The sequence below is a fragment of the Pedobacter sp. AK013 genome, assembly GCF_014205835.1.
In the GTDB taxonomy this organism is placed as follows: Bacteria; Bacteroidota; Bacteroidia; order Sphingobacteriales; family Sphingobacteriaceae; genus Pedobacter.
The window spans coordinates 1-16,061 of record NZ_JACHCQ010000005.1 but is presented as its reverse complement, the minus strand read 5'-3'; the positions used below and the strand labels follow the sequence as shown (position 1 = coordinate 16,061).

15 protein-coding genes and 1 pseudogene are annotated in these 16,061 nt (G+C 38.7%); 5 read left to right on the top strand and 11 right to left on the bottom strand.

Annotated elements, in window-relative coordinates:
- Window positions 1-190: 190 nt before the first annotated feature.
- Complete coding sequence (locus tag HDC90_RS04900; RefSeq protein WP_184464434.1) at window positions 191-1,030, top strand: histidine kinase; 840 nt, start codon at window positions 191-193, stop codon at window positions 1,028-1,030.
- A complete protein-coding gene (locus HDC90_RS04895) occupies window positions 1,018-1,719 on the top strand; it encodes a LytTR family DNA-binding domain-containing protein (protein ID WP_184464432.1) in 702 nt (233 codons plus the stop codon). Before HDC90_RS04900 ends, HDC90_RS04895 begins: the two co-directional genes overlap by 13 nt.
- An 82-nt stretch (window positions 1,720-1,801) precedes the next feature.
- On the opposite strand, the gene HDC90_RS04890 is transcribed toward HDC90_RS04895, so the two are convergent.
- The 8 genes from HDC90_RS04890 to HDC90_RS04855 all read right to left on the bottom strand — a co-directional run bounded on the left by HDC90_RS04890 (window position 1,802) and on the right by HDC90_RS04855 (window position 12,209).
- Entirely contained in the window at window positions 1,802-2,878 is a 1,077-nt protein-coding gene (locus HDC90_RS04890) for a serine hydrolase (protein ID WP_184464430.1), read from the bottom strand.
- 184 nt (window positions 2,879-3,062) lie between these two features.
- Window positions 3,063-4,115 (bottom strand): hypothetical protein, encoded by a 1,053-nt coding sequence (locus HDC90_RS04885; protein ID WP_184464428.1) that lies wholly within the window; start codon window positions 4,113-4,115, stop codon window positions 3,063-3,065.
- Window positions 4,116-4,203: 88 nt separating this feature from the next.
- Entirely contained in the window at window positions 4,204-4,896 is a 693-nt protein-coding gene (locus HDC90_RS04880) for a hypothetical protein (protein WP_184464426.1), read from the bottom strand.
- A 20-nt stretch (window positions 4,897-4,916) separates the two neighbouring features.
- Complete coding sequence (locus HDC90_RS04875) at window positions 4,917-5,897, bottom strand: hypothetical protein (RefSeq protein ID WP_184464424.1); 981 nt, start codon at window positions 5,895-5,897, stop codon at window positions 4,917-4,919.
- A 24-nt stretch (window positions 5,898-5,921) separates the two neighbouring features.
- Complete coding sequence (locus HDC90_RS04870) at window positions 5,922-6,779, bottom strand: TMF family protein (RefSeq protein WP_184464422.1); 858 nt, start codon at window positions 6,777-6,779, stop codon at window positions 5,922-5,924.
- Window positions 6,780-7,774: 995 nt separating this feature from the next.
- Entirely contained in the window at window positions 7,775-8,191 is a 417-nt protein-coding gene (locus HDC90_RS04865) for a hypothetical protein (RefSeq protein ID WP_184464420.1), read from the bottom strand.
- Between the two features lie 124 nt (window positions 8,192-8,315).
- The gene (locus tag HDC90_RS04860; RefSeq protein WP_184464418.1) at window positions 8,316-11,495 is read right to left on the bottom strand and encodes a DUF6443 domain-containing protein; all 3,180 of its coding nucleotides are present in this window, start codon (window positions 11,493-11,495) and stop codon (window positions 8,316-8,318) included.
- 177 nt (window positions 11,496-11,672) lie between these two features.
- Complete coding sequence (locus HDC90_RS04855; RefSeq protein WP_184464416.1) at window positions 11,673-12,209, bottom strand: RHS repeat domain-containing protein; 537 nt, start codon at window positions 12,207-12,209, stop codon at window positions 11,673-11,675.
- Between the two features lie 39 nt (window positions 12,210-12,248).
- Here HDC90_RS04855 and HDC90_RS04850 point away from each other — a divergent pair.
- Window positions 12,249-12,563, top strand: a pseudogene (locus HDC90_RS04850) (transposase); the annotation flags it as partial.
- Here the strand turns inward: HDC90_RS04850 and HDC90_RS04845 are convergent.
- Window positions 12,556-12,762 (bottom strand): hypothetical protein, encoded by a 207-nt coding sequence (locus HDC90_RS04845; protein ID WP_184464414.1) that lies wholly within the window; start codon window positions 12,760-12,762, stop codon window positions 12,556-12,558. The pseudogene HDC90_RS04850 and the gene HDC90_RS04845 sit on opposite strands and share 8 nt — an antisense overlap.
- 248 nt (window positions 12,763-13,010) lie before the next feature.
- Here HDC90_RS04845 and HDC90_RS04840 point away from each other — a divergent pair, with 248 nt between their 5' ends.
- Together HDC90_RS04840 and HDC90_RS04835 are read left to right on the top strand one after the other, a co-directional pair.
- Window positions 13,011-13,346, top strand: a complete 336-nt coding sequence (locus tag HDC90_RS04840) for a helix-turn-helix domain-containing protein (protein WP_184464412.1) — start codon at window positions 13,011-13,013, stop codon at window positions 13,344-13,346.
- Window positions 13,315-13,653 (top strand): hypothetical protein, encoded by a 339-nt coding sequence (locus tag HDC90_RS04835; protein ID WP_221451791.1) that lies wholly within the window; start codon window positions 13,315-13,317, stop codon window positions 13,651-13,653. The genes HDC90_RS04840 and HDC90_RS04835 overlap by 32 nt, the downstream gene beginning before the upstream one ends.
- Window positions 13,654-14,046: 393 nt before the next feature.
- Here HDC90_RS04835 and HDC90_RS04830 read toward each other — a convergent pair whose 3' ends face one another.
- The gene (locus HDC90_RS04830; protein ID WP_184464411.1) at window positions 14,047-14,625 is read right to left on the bottom strand and encodes a hypothetical protein; all 579 of its coding nucleotides are present in this window, start codon (window positions 14,623-14,625) and stop codon (window positions 14,047-14,049) included.
- Between the two features lie 5 nt (window positions 14,626-14,630).
- A partial coding sequence (locus HDC90_RS04825; protein WP_255497485.1) for a M91 family zinc metallopeptidase occupies window positions 14,631-16,061 on the bottom strand: 1,431 nt, incomplete at its 5' end.

The following is a 16,061-nucleotide window of genomic DNA, read 5'->3' as shown; positions in this document are numbered from 1 at the left end:
TCTGATAAAACTCTATCTAACAAATGTTTCGTTCAATGTATATAAATCCTTTCCGGTAACAGCCTATCTGCTTATAACTTTAGCTAGCACTATTGTTCTAGCTACATTTTATTACATAACATTATATGGAATATTGCCGACATTACGTAAAAGGCATTATGCAATTGGGATTACTTATCTATTAACGGCAGTGATTTGCTATACGGTGCTGGATTCTTACCTTGAAATAATCATTATAAATACATGTGAAGAATGTAAGAAAATCCTGAACCACGAGAATGTGGCTTACGCAGCTTACCTGGAACGGGGCCTTATCAATATAACACTGACCAGGCTTTTAGGATTAGGTACACCCATTATACTCTTGTTTGCGCTGTGCATTCCATTCAGCATCAAAATGGCTATTCAGTCCTTTAGGAGCAACATTCGGGCCTTGGAACTGGCCAAAGAAAATCTGCAACTCGAATTCAATTTTTTAAAGGCACAGCTAAATCCACATTTTCTGTTCAATGCCATGAACAATATCTATGGGCTCATTCTTAGCGGTGATAAAGAGAAATCGGCAGGATTGGTATCGAGGCTTTCTGAGTTGTTGCGTTATACCCTGTACGATTCCAATGAAGACTTGATGCCAATAGAAAAAGAACTGAAACTGATGAGCGATTATATCGAACTGGAAAAAGTGAGACTGAACGACACCAAGGTGAATTTTAAATGGCAACTAGACCATAATGATTATCATATCGCTCCTTTATTGTTAATACCGTTAATTGATAATGCTTTTAAATACAATAGTGATGAAGAAGGCTCGTATATTGATATTTTTTTAGACGTATTGCAGGGAAGATTCAGGTTTGCCATTGAGAATGATATAGGTGAAGAACAAAAAGGGCGTGCAGTTGGTGGCATAGGTATTAATAACCTGAAAAAGAGATTGAACCTTTATTACAAGAATAACCATTGGTATGAAACTTCAGTTTTAAATGGTGTTTATTCTGTAAATTTAACTATCCAGCTATGGTCAAACTAAATTGTCTTATTGTGGATGATGAACCCATTGCAAGAAAATTGCTCGAGGGGTATATAGAGAAAATCCCAGAGGTATCGCTTATCAAAAAATGCAAGAACGCAACCGAAGCATATGAAGCTTTGTATGAAACGCCCATTGATCTCATTTTCTTGGATATCCAGATGCCAACCATTACCGGAACAGAATTTTTAAGATCATTGCGCCGGGCACCCCTTGTTATTTTTACCACTGCTTTTGCCAATTTTGCAGTAGAAGGCTTTGAACTGAATTCTGTAGACTATCTGTTAAAGCCCATTACATTTGAACGATTTTACCAGGCTGTACAGAAAGCAATAGATCGAAAAATGCCATTTCATCCCCAACCGATACCAGAGACTCCTGATTACATTTTTGTTAAACAGGATTCGAAGTTGGTACGTATTAACCATGTTGATATTGATTTTATCCATGCAGAAAAAGATTTCTGCTGGATTTTCTGTTCGGGCGACATTAAATACTTTGTATCCAAGCACCTTAAGATCTTTGAAGAAATGTTGCCACCTACCAAATTCCAGCGTATTCACCGCTCCTATTTAATTAACCTCTCCAAAATCAAAACATTAAAAGGAAATACTTTAACATTGGGTTCAGAAGAAATCCCGATAGGTACAAACTATAGGCAACTATTGATGGAAAAATTAAGACTGTAATTTATTGGTTAACAACTATCCCTTTTCCTACATAACTTTTTAATACTTTGAGCAACGTGTTTTTTGGCTTAATGTCTTGTATTTATTTGATTTCCTTAACAACTTTATATATACCGCTGGCCACGCTATAAAGTCCGCTCCCGGCCGAGTCGTCCTTCTGGTTTGAAAGAATAACAATTTCGATTTGGCTTAGCGGGTAAATGAAACAGAAACTGCGAAAGCCGTTTGTCCCTCCATCCACTCTAAGATACTGGTCCCAGTTCCAGGTCTTTCCAATCTCCCATTGGAAGGCGTGCGCTCCGTTATCGATGTCTCCTACAATGATCTGGTGGCTTAACTTGAGCGCGGTATTGTTCTCCGCATTCTGATACTTCAGGTATTTAAGCATATCGCTTACCGAAGCGTGAAGGCTTCCTGCACCTGGGAGGGTACTGGGCATATTACCAACTGCTTCTTTATTTGCACCGTACCCGCTAAGTTGCCCGTTAGCATACTTTACACTGTAGTTAAGCGCAGTTCGGTTCATGCCCAAGGGAGAAGTGATATACTGGCTGACGAGCTGATAATAGGTCTTATGATAAACGTTTTCCAAGATTAGTCCAAGCAGCTGATAGCCCACATTTGAATAAACATAATGGAAAGATTTTAAGGAATCAAGCTTTATTTGGCGAATAGAATCCAAGAAAGTGGGTGTTTCTATTGGCTTACCGGTTATATTACCAAAACTGCTGGGAAACTGGGCAGTATGTGCCAATAGATAACCAATTTTTACCGGACTGCCGTTTTTATATTGAAGATTTGGAAAATTGCCTGGTAAAAATTTACGGACATCATCGTTCAGAGCGATTTTCCCCTCCGTAATCGCATGAGCGATAAGTAGTCCTGTAAAGGTTTTAGTAATTGAACCGATCTCATAGATAGAGCTGCTGCCGGGGAGTTTTTTAGATCCTGGCGCTGTTTCTCCATAATTGTAGGTATAGGATTTTCCGTTATAATTTACCCCGATCGAAATGCCTACCCGCTTCCCATCCTTCATATATGTAGCCATCAATCTAGCTACTGCAGAATCGATTGGTGTTCTCATTGGATTATCGCTGCTTTGTGCGAAGCAGCAAACGCCTGTAAATAGGAAATAGATCAACAAGGTTATACTTTTCATAATACAAATCAATATACGAAATATTTCGTATATTAAAAATATTTGTTTCAAAAGGTTCATAATATTCCTTATATCAATCATCAAAATAAGCGATTATGATCCTAATAGATTAAAAAATATAATGGAGTAATACTAGATTAAAGATTTAAAAACTACTGTTCTTCTGGAACATCGGTAGGCAGCCCTAAAATTTATTTCTAATTTTCTTCATGTTTGCCAATTCTTTTATCACGCTATCAATCTGCGCTTGTTGCTTTTTGTTCATTTCCTTTTCTATTGAGAGTAGTTTGTCTTTTTCGATCAAATGCAACGTTAGTTCCTCTATCTTTTTCTGTTGCATTTTTACCATTTCACCTAGTTCTAAGCCATTTGCTTCAATTTCTTTTGCCGATGGGATCCCAGGCAGATGCTTATTAGCTTTAATATAACTTTCCAGCCCTTTCAATGTTCCAATATTATAACCTTCCTCAAAAACATAATCGGGCCAGTTAGTGGCTTCTACTTTAATTTCTTTGGCACGGATGTTTCCATTAACAGAGAGTTTTTCTTTGGGGACAAGTGTTCCTATTCCTACATTACCCTGCGCATTCCAAATGCCATTTGGTAAACCTATATTTGCACTTCCCCAGCCACCATCATAACCTAACTGAATAGTTCCATTCCCTGCCCTGATAAAATCAACCCTGCTTCCCGAATCATGAAAGGCTACAGTACTGTAATCCTTTGCATTGAGCAGCAAAGTAGAATTAGGAACCCAATCTGCCTGTGTAGGATTAGAATCTTCGGTAATACTTCCAATACTGATATGTCCATCAGCATTTGTGACTACCGAATTGGTGCCTACAACTATGGCTCCACCATTAACCTGTAATTTCGATTGCGGTAATGAAGTACCAATACCAACGTTTCCATCGCCCTGTACCACCATCCTGTCGTACCATTGGTTATCTACTGCATAAGTAACGCCGATCGCAAATTTGTCTTCTGCCTGAAAATCATCACCAATACTGAAACGGAATTCGCTTTGATTTCCTCCTGAGTTATAATGGCTGATAAAAAAATCATCGGAGTTTCCGAGGAAATAAATCCTTGGTCCGTAGCCTATGGCATTATGATAACCCGCACCAATATTCAGGTTTCCATTTATGGTCTGATCTTGTGCAGTTGCACGATCCGCATACACTAACAAAAGGCAAGCAGTAGTTGATGCCAAAATTTTGTAAAAGTTCTTCTTCATAAAAATAGATTTGTAGTAAATTCAAATGAAAAATCAGATGTAATTAGAACACCTGATTTTTAAAATTATACCTAGAAAGATACATCACTTATTTTTTAGCAGAGGATTTCTCCTGAAGTGCTTTAATCACTTTTCCTTGTTCATTAAGTTGTTTTTGCTGTTCGATTAAATGAAGTGTAAGTTCTTCCACTTTTTTTAACAATAACCTATTTATTTCACCTAAAGCAATTCCATTAACCTCTACTTCTTTTGCTGTAGGCATTTCAGGCAAGTGTTTATTCGTTTTAATGTAATTTTCCAGTTCTTCCAATTTTTCGACTTTGTAATTTTCATCAAAAACATAATCGGGCCAATTAGTAGCTTCTACCTTTACCTCTTTTGACCGGATATTTCCGTTTACAGAAAGTTTTTCTACCGGTGTTGTAATACCTATGCCTATTTTCCCGTCCACTATAAAATTTCCCGGGGTATAGGAATTCCCATTTTGACCAATTGCTATAAAGTTAGTACTGTCTATATTTCCTATTGTTGGCTTTCTGCTCCATGAGCTAATTTTAGTGAACATATCTAAAAGGCCACTACCATAGCCAGTACTAACAAGCATTTTCTGTCCGGCTCCATGTTCTGCCATCACACCCAATACAGGATAATAGGAATTGAGTACAGATCCTGAATAATTTGCGTACCCTCCTCCAACTGCTAAATAAGGATTGATTATCTCTTGAGCTGATATGGTTATGGAAAAACATACAATTGTTATTACCACTAATAATTTTTTCATAGTTAAACTTATTTAAAATATTACTTCTCTGTTTTTTTTAGCTCCATAAGGGTTTTAATTTCCTTAAAACTATCTTCCAGGGCTTTGACTTTATTTTTTTGAACTTCTAAATCTTTTTCACGATCAATAAGATAAAGTGTAAGTTCTTCGATTTTCTTAAGTAGCACTTTATTCATTTCACCTAACTCAACACCATTGCGCTCTATTTCTTTTGCGCTTGGTATTTCAGGCAGGTGTTTGTTTGTTTTGATATAACTTTCCAATTCTTTCAGCGTACCAACCTTGTAACCCTCCTCAAAAACATAATCAGGCCAATTAGTAGCTTCTACCTTGATTTCTTTCGCACGGATGTTACCATTAACGGAGAGACGTTCCCTTGGTGTTAAAGTTCCAATGCCAACATTTCCATTAGAATTGATTGCCATTGCAGTTACCTTACTGTCCGCTATATCAACATTGCCATGTACATTGAAATTAAGTCCCATATTCCGTATTCCTGGATAGCCCGTCGCAGCAGGGAATCCACCACAACAGACCCATTCTGGTGTTGATTCGATCGAAGCACCAAAATAACTGGGCATTATATCACGAAATCCGGGAAAATATATTCCCTTTGTATCATTAGAATTATTATAGTCCCCAATCATAATTCTTTCATCTCCTCCGGCAAGGTGTAAACGACTAAGGGGATTTGATGTACCAAGTCCAAGGTTTCCTCCCACATCCATAAACATTCTGGGCTGCCCCTGAGTAAAAAACCTTATTCCATTATACCCCGAAAAATAGGCCATTGGTGGTGTACTTGAGGATTCATTATACCATCCTAAGCCATAATGCGAAACAGTATTTCCCATAAAATTAAAAGCATCAGGTGGATTGTGAGCTATGGCAAACTGATTTACATTGGCTGTTGTCTGTCCAAAGGTTTTTGTTGTTGTAATGCAAAATATTAAGCAAATTATTGCACAGGCATTTGCCACCTTTTTGATAAAAGTTTTCATTAGCGCGTTCATTTAGTATTGAATTTATTTTTTAACTGATTTTTTTAAGTTATTTATTATTTTTTCCTGCTCATCAATACGTTTTTTCTGTTCGGTATTCGATTCTTCCAAAAGGATCAGATGTAGGGTAAGTTCTTCTACTTTCTTTAAAAGTTTAGCTTGAATTTCTCCAAGGTTCTGGCCTTCTTTGGCAACAACATCAGCAGATGGCATATCTGGAAGATGGCCGTATTGTTTGATGTAGCTTTTTGTCTGGTTAAGCGTTTGCAAAATGTATTTTTCCTGAAAAACATAGTCAGGCCAATTAGTAGCTTCTACCTTGATTTCTTTGGCGCGGATGTTTCCATTAACGGAAAGTGTTTCTTGCGGGTTTATTGTCCCTATGCCTACTCTAGCTGCATTTAGTATTAGCGGCTGGTTACCACCTCCGGTTTTAAAAACGACAGGGTAATCATTGTTCATAAAATTCATGGAAGTTAATTCGTTATCTATAGATAATGTTCTTGCATCTCCCGTACCCACTCTGCTTGGATAAAAATGCGATTTTCCATAAACGGTTAAAGGTACTTCAGGATTGAATGTTCCAATTCCAAGATTACCTTCATCAGAAAAAAACAGCTTGTCAAAAGCACTAAAACTCCCGTTATTTGCTATACGAAATCCATTGCCTATACGCGTACCACCTGTAAAATCGCCACCATAGTTTAAGCTAAATACATTGTTGACATCGTGCACCAGGGCTCTCCCTCCGGCACCCCGATCTGGAAAGCGAAAAATAACATCTGCTGCACCATTGAAATAAAATTCTGGGGTCTGCGCGTAATTGGCCTGCGATAGTAGCAATAGCGGCACCAGGGATAATAAGAGCGTTAAACGTTTCATTTTGTGAATTATTTTTAGATTTTTTATTTAAAACATTCGAATAATCATAAATAAGAATAAGGGGATAAATCTACATCTGTTATGATTGATCATTAAATTATGATAAAGCTATTACATCTCATCAAAAAAGAGAAATCTTTTTGACGAATAGCGCTTTTCGAGTGATATTCTATAGCTATTTCTTGATAAACTGATTTTGGTGATTCGTAAAACGCCAATAATCCAAATAATAAAAATACGGGTTTTCTTCTCCGAAATTTGCAGCCGAGTCTGAATTTATTTGATTTTTCTTTGGCTGAGATTTAATGTCACAAATGAGTTTAGACATTCCGATAGTTTTGTTTAAAACAGGAAATTGGGTGCTTTGCTTGCCTTTAAATCTATCAAAATATCTCAATGATTGTACTAAACAAAAGCATGACGCTAGGATCAGTTTAAAGTATAAAATTCAATAAGCATAAGTTAGCCACTTACATAGCGCTAACGATTAAATCTGACTCTTGACGATGTCTAGAAGGACTTTTCAACATTTTTACAAGCGTATTGTATTTTTGACCCTTGTAATATACTGGATAACCTGGCAAATTTATATATCGCTGAACTTGCTACTATTTTTACTTCTCACACGCCACAGGCGTGCGCCAGCGAGGGGGAGGTATTCCCATACGCCAGAAATCATCAGGGCGCTTTTCTTTGCACTTGATGAACTTAGGGCAGTAACTGAAAAAGGTAACTAGGGCTTGGCCTGGAGCAAAGAAGAAGACGAATTGCTCACACAACGTTTTAACGAAGACACTAAGATTACCCAACTCGCCAAACTACATTCACGTACATACGGAGCAATTAAAGCAAGGCTTATCAAATTAGGGTTTCTACAGAAATAACAAAGCCCAGCAACTTTTACATCGCCGGGGCTTTGTTATATAACTTGCATTTTGATCTTAGCGGGACGCTAAGACCAAATGGAGTAAACAGCCCCTTAAACCCAGTTAGGATTAATTTTTGAATTTAATAGTTTTTATTAACGCTATAAAACTGTCCACTTTAGATTGAGGTAAGTTTCGACTGTAAACACTTAAGTTATTACCCTTTTTATCTACATCATAAAAATAGACACCTGTCATTCCCTTTCTAAACCTTTTAGAGAATACCCAAACTGCATCTTTATTTGAAATAGTATCATTCACATAATAATGTATTTCAAAACTTCTTCTGTCGTAATCTTCTTTTGATCTTTTAGATAAGATTATATCCTTCGATAATCCTACAGAATCCCAATATTCTTTCTGCTCAAATGGAACAATTGTTTTTTCTTCAAGTCTTCTAAAAACGCCTTTTCCATACTCAAACTTAATAGTATCTGAATCAAAAAAAATGAAACCATTTTCAGAATCTATATTATTGTCAACCATTCTATAAGACAAACTCAAAGAGTGCACAGATGTCAAAGAAAAAAAAGGTGTAACAATTTGCTTTTGTCGACCACATGACACAAATAAGAATAGTATTAAACACCAACATCCAAATCTAAACATATTATTGAACTCGATTTGTTTTAATAAGTTTCTTTGCATCTTTACGTGTGTCTTTATCGTTATACATTATTAGTTTGCCATTATTAGGTACTGAGGTTGCAGCTCCACCATATATTTGTTTAAGTTCATTTGGTGTTACGTAGGTTCCTGAAACAAACTCATTCATTAAACTTGTTGACGCATCTTTATGTTCTAACCCTAAATTATGTCCAATTTCGTGACTTGCAACCTTCTCAAATCTTCCTGAAGTAGATAACGTACCGTTTTCAACCGCAGAAGATGTTCCTCCTAAGTCTCCCACCCCTTGTACACTTTCTTTTCTACCCGCAATATTTTCAGTCATGACCATGATGTGGTCAGTTGATTTGGCTTTATCAATCTTATCAACTACAGTAATTGACAATTCCGATGAAACCTTTGTTTTATATGTCTCTAATTTTCCTTTGCTGTCTACGGAAGTAACGAATTCTCCAGAAAAACTTTTTGCATATCGTTCCTTTAGTGCGGCAAGTCTATTTTCACTAATTTTTCCAACTATTGTTAAGTTCATTTTAGATTTTATTTGAACCTCAGTAACATTCCCATTTCTATGTTTTTTTATACCTAGTTCCACATCCCTACCATCTGGATCAACATATTTTAAGGGATTGTTTAGAACATAATTATAAGGAGAAAATGACGTAAACTTCTCCACCAACGGATCCACCACGTTCCACCTCCCGATCACCGGATCATAGAACCTCGCCCCGTAATCGTACTGCCCCAACTCTTCCTGCAACTCCTTGCCGTTGTAAAGATATTTATTAGTTCCTCCAGTTGCAACTTTTCTTAAACCAAATGCGTAGTAGTCATCGCGCTGCAGTACCTCCAGCTGGTTTGTATTGGGATTTTTATAGAAAGTAACCCTTATATTACCCAAATGATCTGCCAGGTTATATTCGTAGCTGTAACTGCCATTGTTATTGCGGGCTAAACCTTCTTCGGTCTGGATAAAATCGATGCTGTTATTGCTATATTGGATACCATCGATATAATTAGTAACGGTTCCGCCTACTTGTTTCTGCAGCTTTTCACCAGCAGCATTGTAAGTATAGGTTAAATTCTGGCTTCCACTTATCGTTTGCGGCAGGTTAAGGAAGTTGTATCCAAGAGTGATGTTCTTCTGGCTATCGCTGGTGAGGTTGCCATTGCCATCGTAGTCATAACTGCTGTTGGTAAAACCACTGATAGCTGTCAACCTGTTGCCATTGTAGCCAGTATAGTTATTCGTGCCAAAATTATCACGGGTTAAACTGGTAATATTGCCCATTACATCGTAACTAATGGCCTCGCCCAGGTTGTTACCTGCAGCAGCATTGGTTAAGCGGTTCAGCCTGTCGTAACTATAACTGAAGGCATTGGCCGTACCGTTGGTATAACTCTGGCCAGAGATATTGCCATTAAACTGCGCAAGGGTACCATCGTTATATTTCAATTCCATACTGAACTGGTCGGATGTACTATTCTTCATCCAGCCACGCTCGTTGTAGGCAAAGGTAGTGGCCTGGCTATCGTTGTGCAGGTTCTTTTTGGTCAGCTGGCCGATCTCATTGTACTCGAGGTGGCTCAGCGCAACGTCTCCCTGGTTGTTGATGTTTTCAAAAGTGGCAATCTTACGGCCTACGTGGTCGTACTCGTAGCGGTTTGCAATAGTGGTCACCGTACCACCTACTGTGTGGGTACGCGTGCTTGCTTTCAGGCTGCCATCAAAGTTCCAGGTATTGTCTACCACATCAGTACCGTTCAGGTGGTTGCTGCTTTTGCTCTGTATAATGCGTCCTTCCAGGTCGTAATAGTTTACCGTAAGCAGCATCGCTCCGGTGCCCAGGTTCTTTACCTTAGTACCCGTAAGCAGGCTTTTGGTCCGTGCTGCTGGTGCCTGGCCAGTCCCGGGCTGGCCAAAGCTATCCGGAAAGTCATAGTTATCATAATAATTAATGGTATGGAAAATAATATTGGTATTATCTTCTCCCGCTGAAGGATGTGTATTTCTGGTATAGCCTTCGGGATAAGCTGTACTACGATCTTCCCATTGTGCCGTTACTCCATCATTATAATTTTGCATGTCTATACGGCTGATGCCCTGACCATTCTCCACACCTGTAAGTACTACCCTGCCAAAAGCATCGTATTTGATCCAGCTCCATTGACTGGCGGCCCTTTGATTGGCATCTTGAGTATGCGTAACCTGGTCGAGTTTGTTGTAAACCATAAACTCCCAGCCCTTGCCCGGAATTTTCTTCTCCACTAGTCTTTTACGGCCATCATAACGGTAACCGTAGATAAACTGGTCGAAAACCGTTTGGCTTTCATCAAAACTGTTCAGTGTGGCCTGCCCATTTTCGTTTACCGCAGGTGGGAGCACATAACGCAGGTTGCCCAGGTCATCGTACACGTAATAGGTACTCAGGCTTTTGCTATCGGTTTCCCATACCCGTTTCAGCACCACACGCCCTTCAAAATCCTTAAACTCTTCGGTAGTGCCTGCCTTTAGATCTGCTGATTTCCAGTTCTCATCCTTAAGGATGGTTTTATAAAGTTTTCCAGCCTGATAAACACCAGCGTCCGCACCATTACCAGCATTATTCACGATCCACAGTTTTACCTCATCCTGGGTATTGGTGCCATATTCGGTTTTAAGCGCATGGCCAGCACTGATCTGCCAGTCTGCACCTGGGGCACCCTGCTGTAATACCCGGTTTAGTGGTGAGGCTTCGAAAACCGTTTCGGCAAAGGGATAACCTGTTGCTTTTATCCCTGCTGTTGGGCTGTTGTAAAAGGACAGCTGATCAGCCAGCGCAGCTGTACGGTAATTACCAGTGGTACCGCTCTGTGCTGCGTATGGCTGGTACTTTATCGCTTCGCGGCCAAAGGCATCATAAGCCACAGGCTGTACAATATCCTTAAAACCCGGACTGCCCTGTACCTGCACAGTCTGTAAAGGGCGGCCAAGGCCATCAAAATACTGGATCTTCCGGTTTATGGAATCAACAGGGTAACCCACAAGACTGCTTACAGTCTTATGGCCTGCAGCACGGACCGTACTTTCCACAACATAGTTCTGGTTACTGCTAGGGGTTTGTGCGAATGCACTCTGGATATAGCTTACGGCAAAAAGTACCGTATATAATATTTTTTTCATCTGGTTAAGTTTATAGCCTGAAATGGTAAAGATTTAACAATATGCCCGTTCTGGTCTTTGCAAACCACAAAATATTTAAAAGATCGCGTATAAAAAGTGATCGATTCGGTGAGTTTCTATCACTCACCGAATACTTAACTTATTAAACATAGCGCATGTTTTTTTCATTGTGGAGCGTTATAGTTTGTAATGGTAATCGTAACTTTTAACAATATTGCCGTTTTGATCTTTAATAACTTTCAGGCGTTGAAATTCGTCATATTCATAATAAGTAACCATTCCCTTTGCATCGGTAATCGTTTTTATGTCTCCTAAGGGGTAATAGGTAAAGGTCATAATTTGGATCGATGGCATGCTTGCTTTTAAAGGTGCCAGCAGATTATCTATTACTGTTTTATCAGGGTTTAACTGAACGCCGATTGAAGCTATATTTAGTGCTCCAATTATCTCCTCCATGGTTGCATAATCTACATTTAAAATCTGCGCTACCGGATGTTGTCCTCCATAACTCCAAATGTAATTTACTTTAGAGCCACCCTCAATGGATACACTTAAGGGATTACACAATCCATCGTATTGATGGTATTTAATTCTGGTTTCTGTATTATTAATTTCAGTATTAAAAATATCAGTCGACTGTGGTAAAAATAAATTGGGGAAAAACTGAGTATAATTGTTCCGCTTTAAGTCTATAATTTTAGTATCATTAAGCAAGGTCTTTTCTTCTATTATCGGAGCTATTTTATTTTTTGCAACGGGCGTAACGCGGAGAGTCCGGTTCGCATGTTTAAATATTTGTTGCTGAAGACGATCTATACCGTTTCCGATGTCGATGTGGTGGAGCGTTCCCGCTACGATATGTCCTTTAAATATTTTTTGGAGATGTCCCCTGAAGAGGACGTGATAAATCCAAGCTCTCTGACCAAGTTCCGAAAGCTTCGTCTTAAGGACATGGATCTTTTAAACCTGTTAATTGGAAAAACCGTCTCTTTAGCTCTTGAAAAAGGTATTATTAAATCCAAGTCCATCATTGTGGATGCTACACATTCACTTTCCAGATCTAACCCATAAATCGTTGCGCTTGGTAGTTTTCCAGCTCGGTGGTTAATCGGCTAATGATCTGGCTTGTTTCGCTCGTGCTGATATCCAACATTTCGGAAGCTTTTTCTATCAGTTGCTCCCTCGGGATGCCGTTGTACAGATCGAGGTTATGGCGGTAGGCATTGGTAGGTTTCCCGGTCAGACTTAGTTTCAGTGTTACCTTCAATCGGTCAAGCCCTGTCAGTTTTATACCGCCCAAAACGGTAATGTGCAGTTTACCATCAATGTAGATTAGCAGTTCGGGGTTTTCGGAAATGAGTTTGGCAATTGTTGAAAAAAAGTTTTATGAGAACTATTCTGCACAAATGTAAACAATGATTTGTTTTTATCAAGAGAACAATCATTTTATTTATTAACTTTTGTTCTCTACATTTAATAAATCAACCAGCATTTAACACACTTTTGCGCACAATCATGAACATAGGAGATAAGATAACTGCATTACGCAAAGCCAAAAAGATGTCGCAGGCCGAACTTGCCAAAGAGGCAGGCGTATCACGTGAGATTATTGGCAGGTACGAAAGGAACGAGGTTTCGCCATCGGTTGATGTAGCCAAAAAGATCGCCGATACACTCGAAGTTTCGCTCGATTACCTGGCCGGAGAAGGCAGCAAAACAGGCTTTGACAAACAGACCCTAAAGCTTATTGACGAGATAGAGGAACTCGAACCCTCCATTAAGGACAAACTCCTTTTCCTGGCAAACGCAATCATCCGTGATGCCAAAACCGGTAAAGCTTATGCAGGATAAAAACCGCCACTTGGAAATTCTCCAGGCTTTAGTCGCCGGTACCGACCCCATAACCGGTGAGGTATTCCCCGCAGACAGCCCATACAACCAGCCCGAGGTCATCCGGGCACTCTTCTTTGCCCTTAACAAACTAGAAGCCCTCGCCGAAAAAGGAAACCAGGGACTGCCTTGGAATGATGAAGAGGATAAGCTGCTCACACAGCGTTTCAGCGAAGACACCAAGATTACAGAACTTGCCAAACTGCATTCCCGTACTTATGGTGCCATTAAAGCCAGGCTAACTAAACTAGAACTCCTGAAGAAATAATAAAGCCCAACATTTCTGATGGGCTTTATTATGTAAGTTACATTTTGGTCTTAGCGAGACGCTAAGACTAGATGGGTTTTGTTTAAAACAGGAAATTGGGTGCTTTGCTTGCCTTTAAATCTATCAAAATATCTCAATGATTGTACTAAACAAAAGCATGACGCTAGGATCAGTTTAAAGTATAAAATTCAATAAGCATAAGTTAGCCACTTACATAGCGCTAACGATTAAATCTGACTCTTGACGATGTCTAGAAGGACTTTTCAACATTTTTACAAGCGTATTGTATTTTTGACCCTTGTAATATACTGGATAACCTGGCAAATTTATATATCGCTGAACTTGCTACTATTTTTACTTCTCACACGCCACAGGCGTGCGCCAGCAAGTGGATTATTTTTCATCTATAAATTGCTCAAAAGCTATTGTTTCAATTTTAGATTTTTTTTCACCTTGATTTGTAGTAACTTTCGTAGCAATAAAGTTATATCCATCCGGTACACTCATTCCTATCTTGCTTTTAAGAGCATTAATGTAACTTACATCCCAACTATTAATCTTATTAAAAAGGTATAAATCGATACCTGTAAGTTTCTTTATGACATTACTATTCAGATTTATTTTTTTTAAAATAAATCGCTTATCGATCGATGTTCGTTTATATAATAATGCATTTTTCCCACTCCAAATCAGACCAACGAAGTTTCCCCATGCAGGACTGAATCCCTCAAGGATTGTAAAGTTTCCAGACTTTATTAAAGTTTTTGCAGGTTGGGTAATTTTGATACGCTCTTTACCTGCAAAATTTATAATGCTGACATAATTATCCTTATCCTCGATCTTAGTGTTGTAATAAGCCAGTTGATTCCTGTAAACTAAGTTTAGTAAAGTCCCCGGACTCTCCAATTTATGCTGAGCCAAGCAGGCACTGAAAAACAAACTGCAGAATATAACATTAAAAAAAAATTTCATAATATTTACCAATTATTAGGTACCCAAGTAGGCTTGATTCCTTGATTATTTTTATCCAATACTTTGGGATCAACAGGGCTTGATACATCGTTATCTATTTTTGATTTATAATATTCTCTGACCGGCAACCCCATTTGAAACCTTAGTAGGTTTTCCCTATATGTTGCTTGCCATTCATCATACTTTAATCCTTGAGATGTCCTATTATCTAGCAAACCTCTATTTGCATCTAGTCCATGAAACAGTTCATGTCCAAGATTAGAAGTCGGATTATTGTTTTGTTCTTTTCCGAGCACCCAAACGCTTGCTCCATTCGGATTCCAATTTATTGTTCCTCCTGCTCCCCCAAGCATTTCAGAAGCTGCAGTTGTAGCCAGCTGATTTGCATATTGAGGATCTGTCTTTAGCTGATTTGCGTACCCAGCTACTCGTTGAGCTGGATTTACTACAAAATCATTGGTCGTGCTATTTTGAATAGTATAATTATTAGAAGATGTTTGCAATTCGTTTAAAAGTCCATTTCCTTCATCCGTTCCCCCAATAGAATTTAAAGCGTTAAAAACCTGACCTAGAAAACCCTTATATCCTGTTACATTTCCATTTTTATCAGTTTTTACTCCCCTACCAGTGTATGCCGATCCATCACTATTATAAAAGCTTCCGTTGTTATAAAGTATCTTATTGCCTGCATAAGAAACCCATAAGGAATCTCCATTAATATCGATTAAGTTAATCGGGTTATTAGCACTGTAACCATACGAAGAAGTACTTGAATACTTTTCTGCAAATCTATCCACAACATTAAAACGACCTATTACAGGGTCATAGAGTCTGGCACCATAGTCGTATTGCTCTAACTCCTCCTGTAATTCCTTACCATTGTAAAGATATTTATTATTGCTTGCTCCCGCAAGTGCTTTTTTGCGAAGACCAAAGGCATAATAATCATCTCTTTGCAGTATCTCCAACTGATTTGTATTTGGATTTTTATAGAAGGTAGTCCGCACATTGCCAAGATGGTCGCCTAAATTATATTCATAACTGTAACTACTACCGTTTCTGCGGGCTAAGCCCTCTTCAGTTTGGATAAAATCTATGCTACCATTGCTGTACTGGATACCCCTAGCATACTCTGTTATGGTGCTCCCGTTCTGTTTCTTCAGTTTTTCACCAACTGCACTATATGTGTAATTCAGATTTTGGCTCCCACCTACTACATATGGCTGATTAAGGAAGTTATAACTTAAGGTAATGTTCTTTTGAGTATCGCTGGTTAGATTACCATTGGCATCGTAACCATAACTGCTGTTGGTAAAACCACTGATAGCTGTTAACCTGTTGCCATTGTAGCCCGTATAGTTGTTCGTGCCAAAACCATCGCGGGTTAAACTGGTAATATTGCCCATTACATCGTAACTAATGGCCTCGCCCAGGTT

Coding starts and splice junctions, on each gene's coding strand:
- HDC90_RS04880 (WP_184464426.1), bottom strand. CDS start 4,896: ATGAAAAAATTATTAGTGGTAATAACAATTGTATGTTTTTCCATAACC.
- HDC90_RS04860 (WP_184464418.1), bottom strand. CDS start 11,495: ATGAAAAAAATATTATATACGGTACTTTTTGCCGTAAGCTATATCCAG.
- HDC90_RS04875 (WP_184464424.1), bottom strand. CDS start 5,897: ATGAAAACTTTTATCAAAAAGGTGGCAAATGCCTGTGCAATAATTTGC.
- HDC90_RS04865 (WP_184464420.1), bottom strand. CDS start 8,191: ATGGTTGACAATAATATAGATTCTGAAAATGGTTTCATTTTTTTTGAT.
- HDC90_RS04885 (WP_184464428.1), bottom strand. CDS start 4,115: ATGAAGAAGAACTTTTACAAAATTTTGGCATCAACTACTGCTTGCCTT.
- HDC90_RS04830 (WP_184464411.1), bottom strand. CDS start 14,625: ATGAAATTTTTTTTTAATGTTATATTCTGCAGTTTGTTTTTCAGTGCC.
- HDC90_RS04890 (WP_184464430.1), bottom strand. CDS start 2,878: ATGAAAAGTATAACCTTGTTGATCTATTTCCTATTTACAGGCGTTTGC.
- HDC90_RS04840 (WP_184464412.1), top strand. CDS start 13,011: ATGAACATAGGAGATAAGATAACTGCATTACGCAAAGCCAAAAAGATG.
- HDC90_RS04870 (WP_184464422.1), bottom strand. CDS start 6,779: ATGAAACGTTTAACGCTCTTATTATCCCTGGTGCCGCTATTGCTACTA.
- HDC90_RS04895 (WP_184464432.1), top strand. CDS start 1,018: ATGGTCAAACTAAATTGTCTTATTGTGGATGATGAACCCATTGCAAGA.
- HDC90_RS04835 (WP_221451791.1), top strand. CDS start 13,315: ATGCCAAAACCGGTAAAGCTTATGCAGGATAAAAACCGCCACTTGGAA.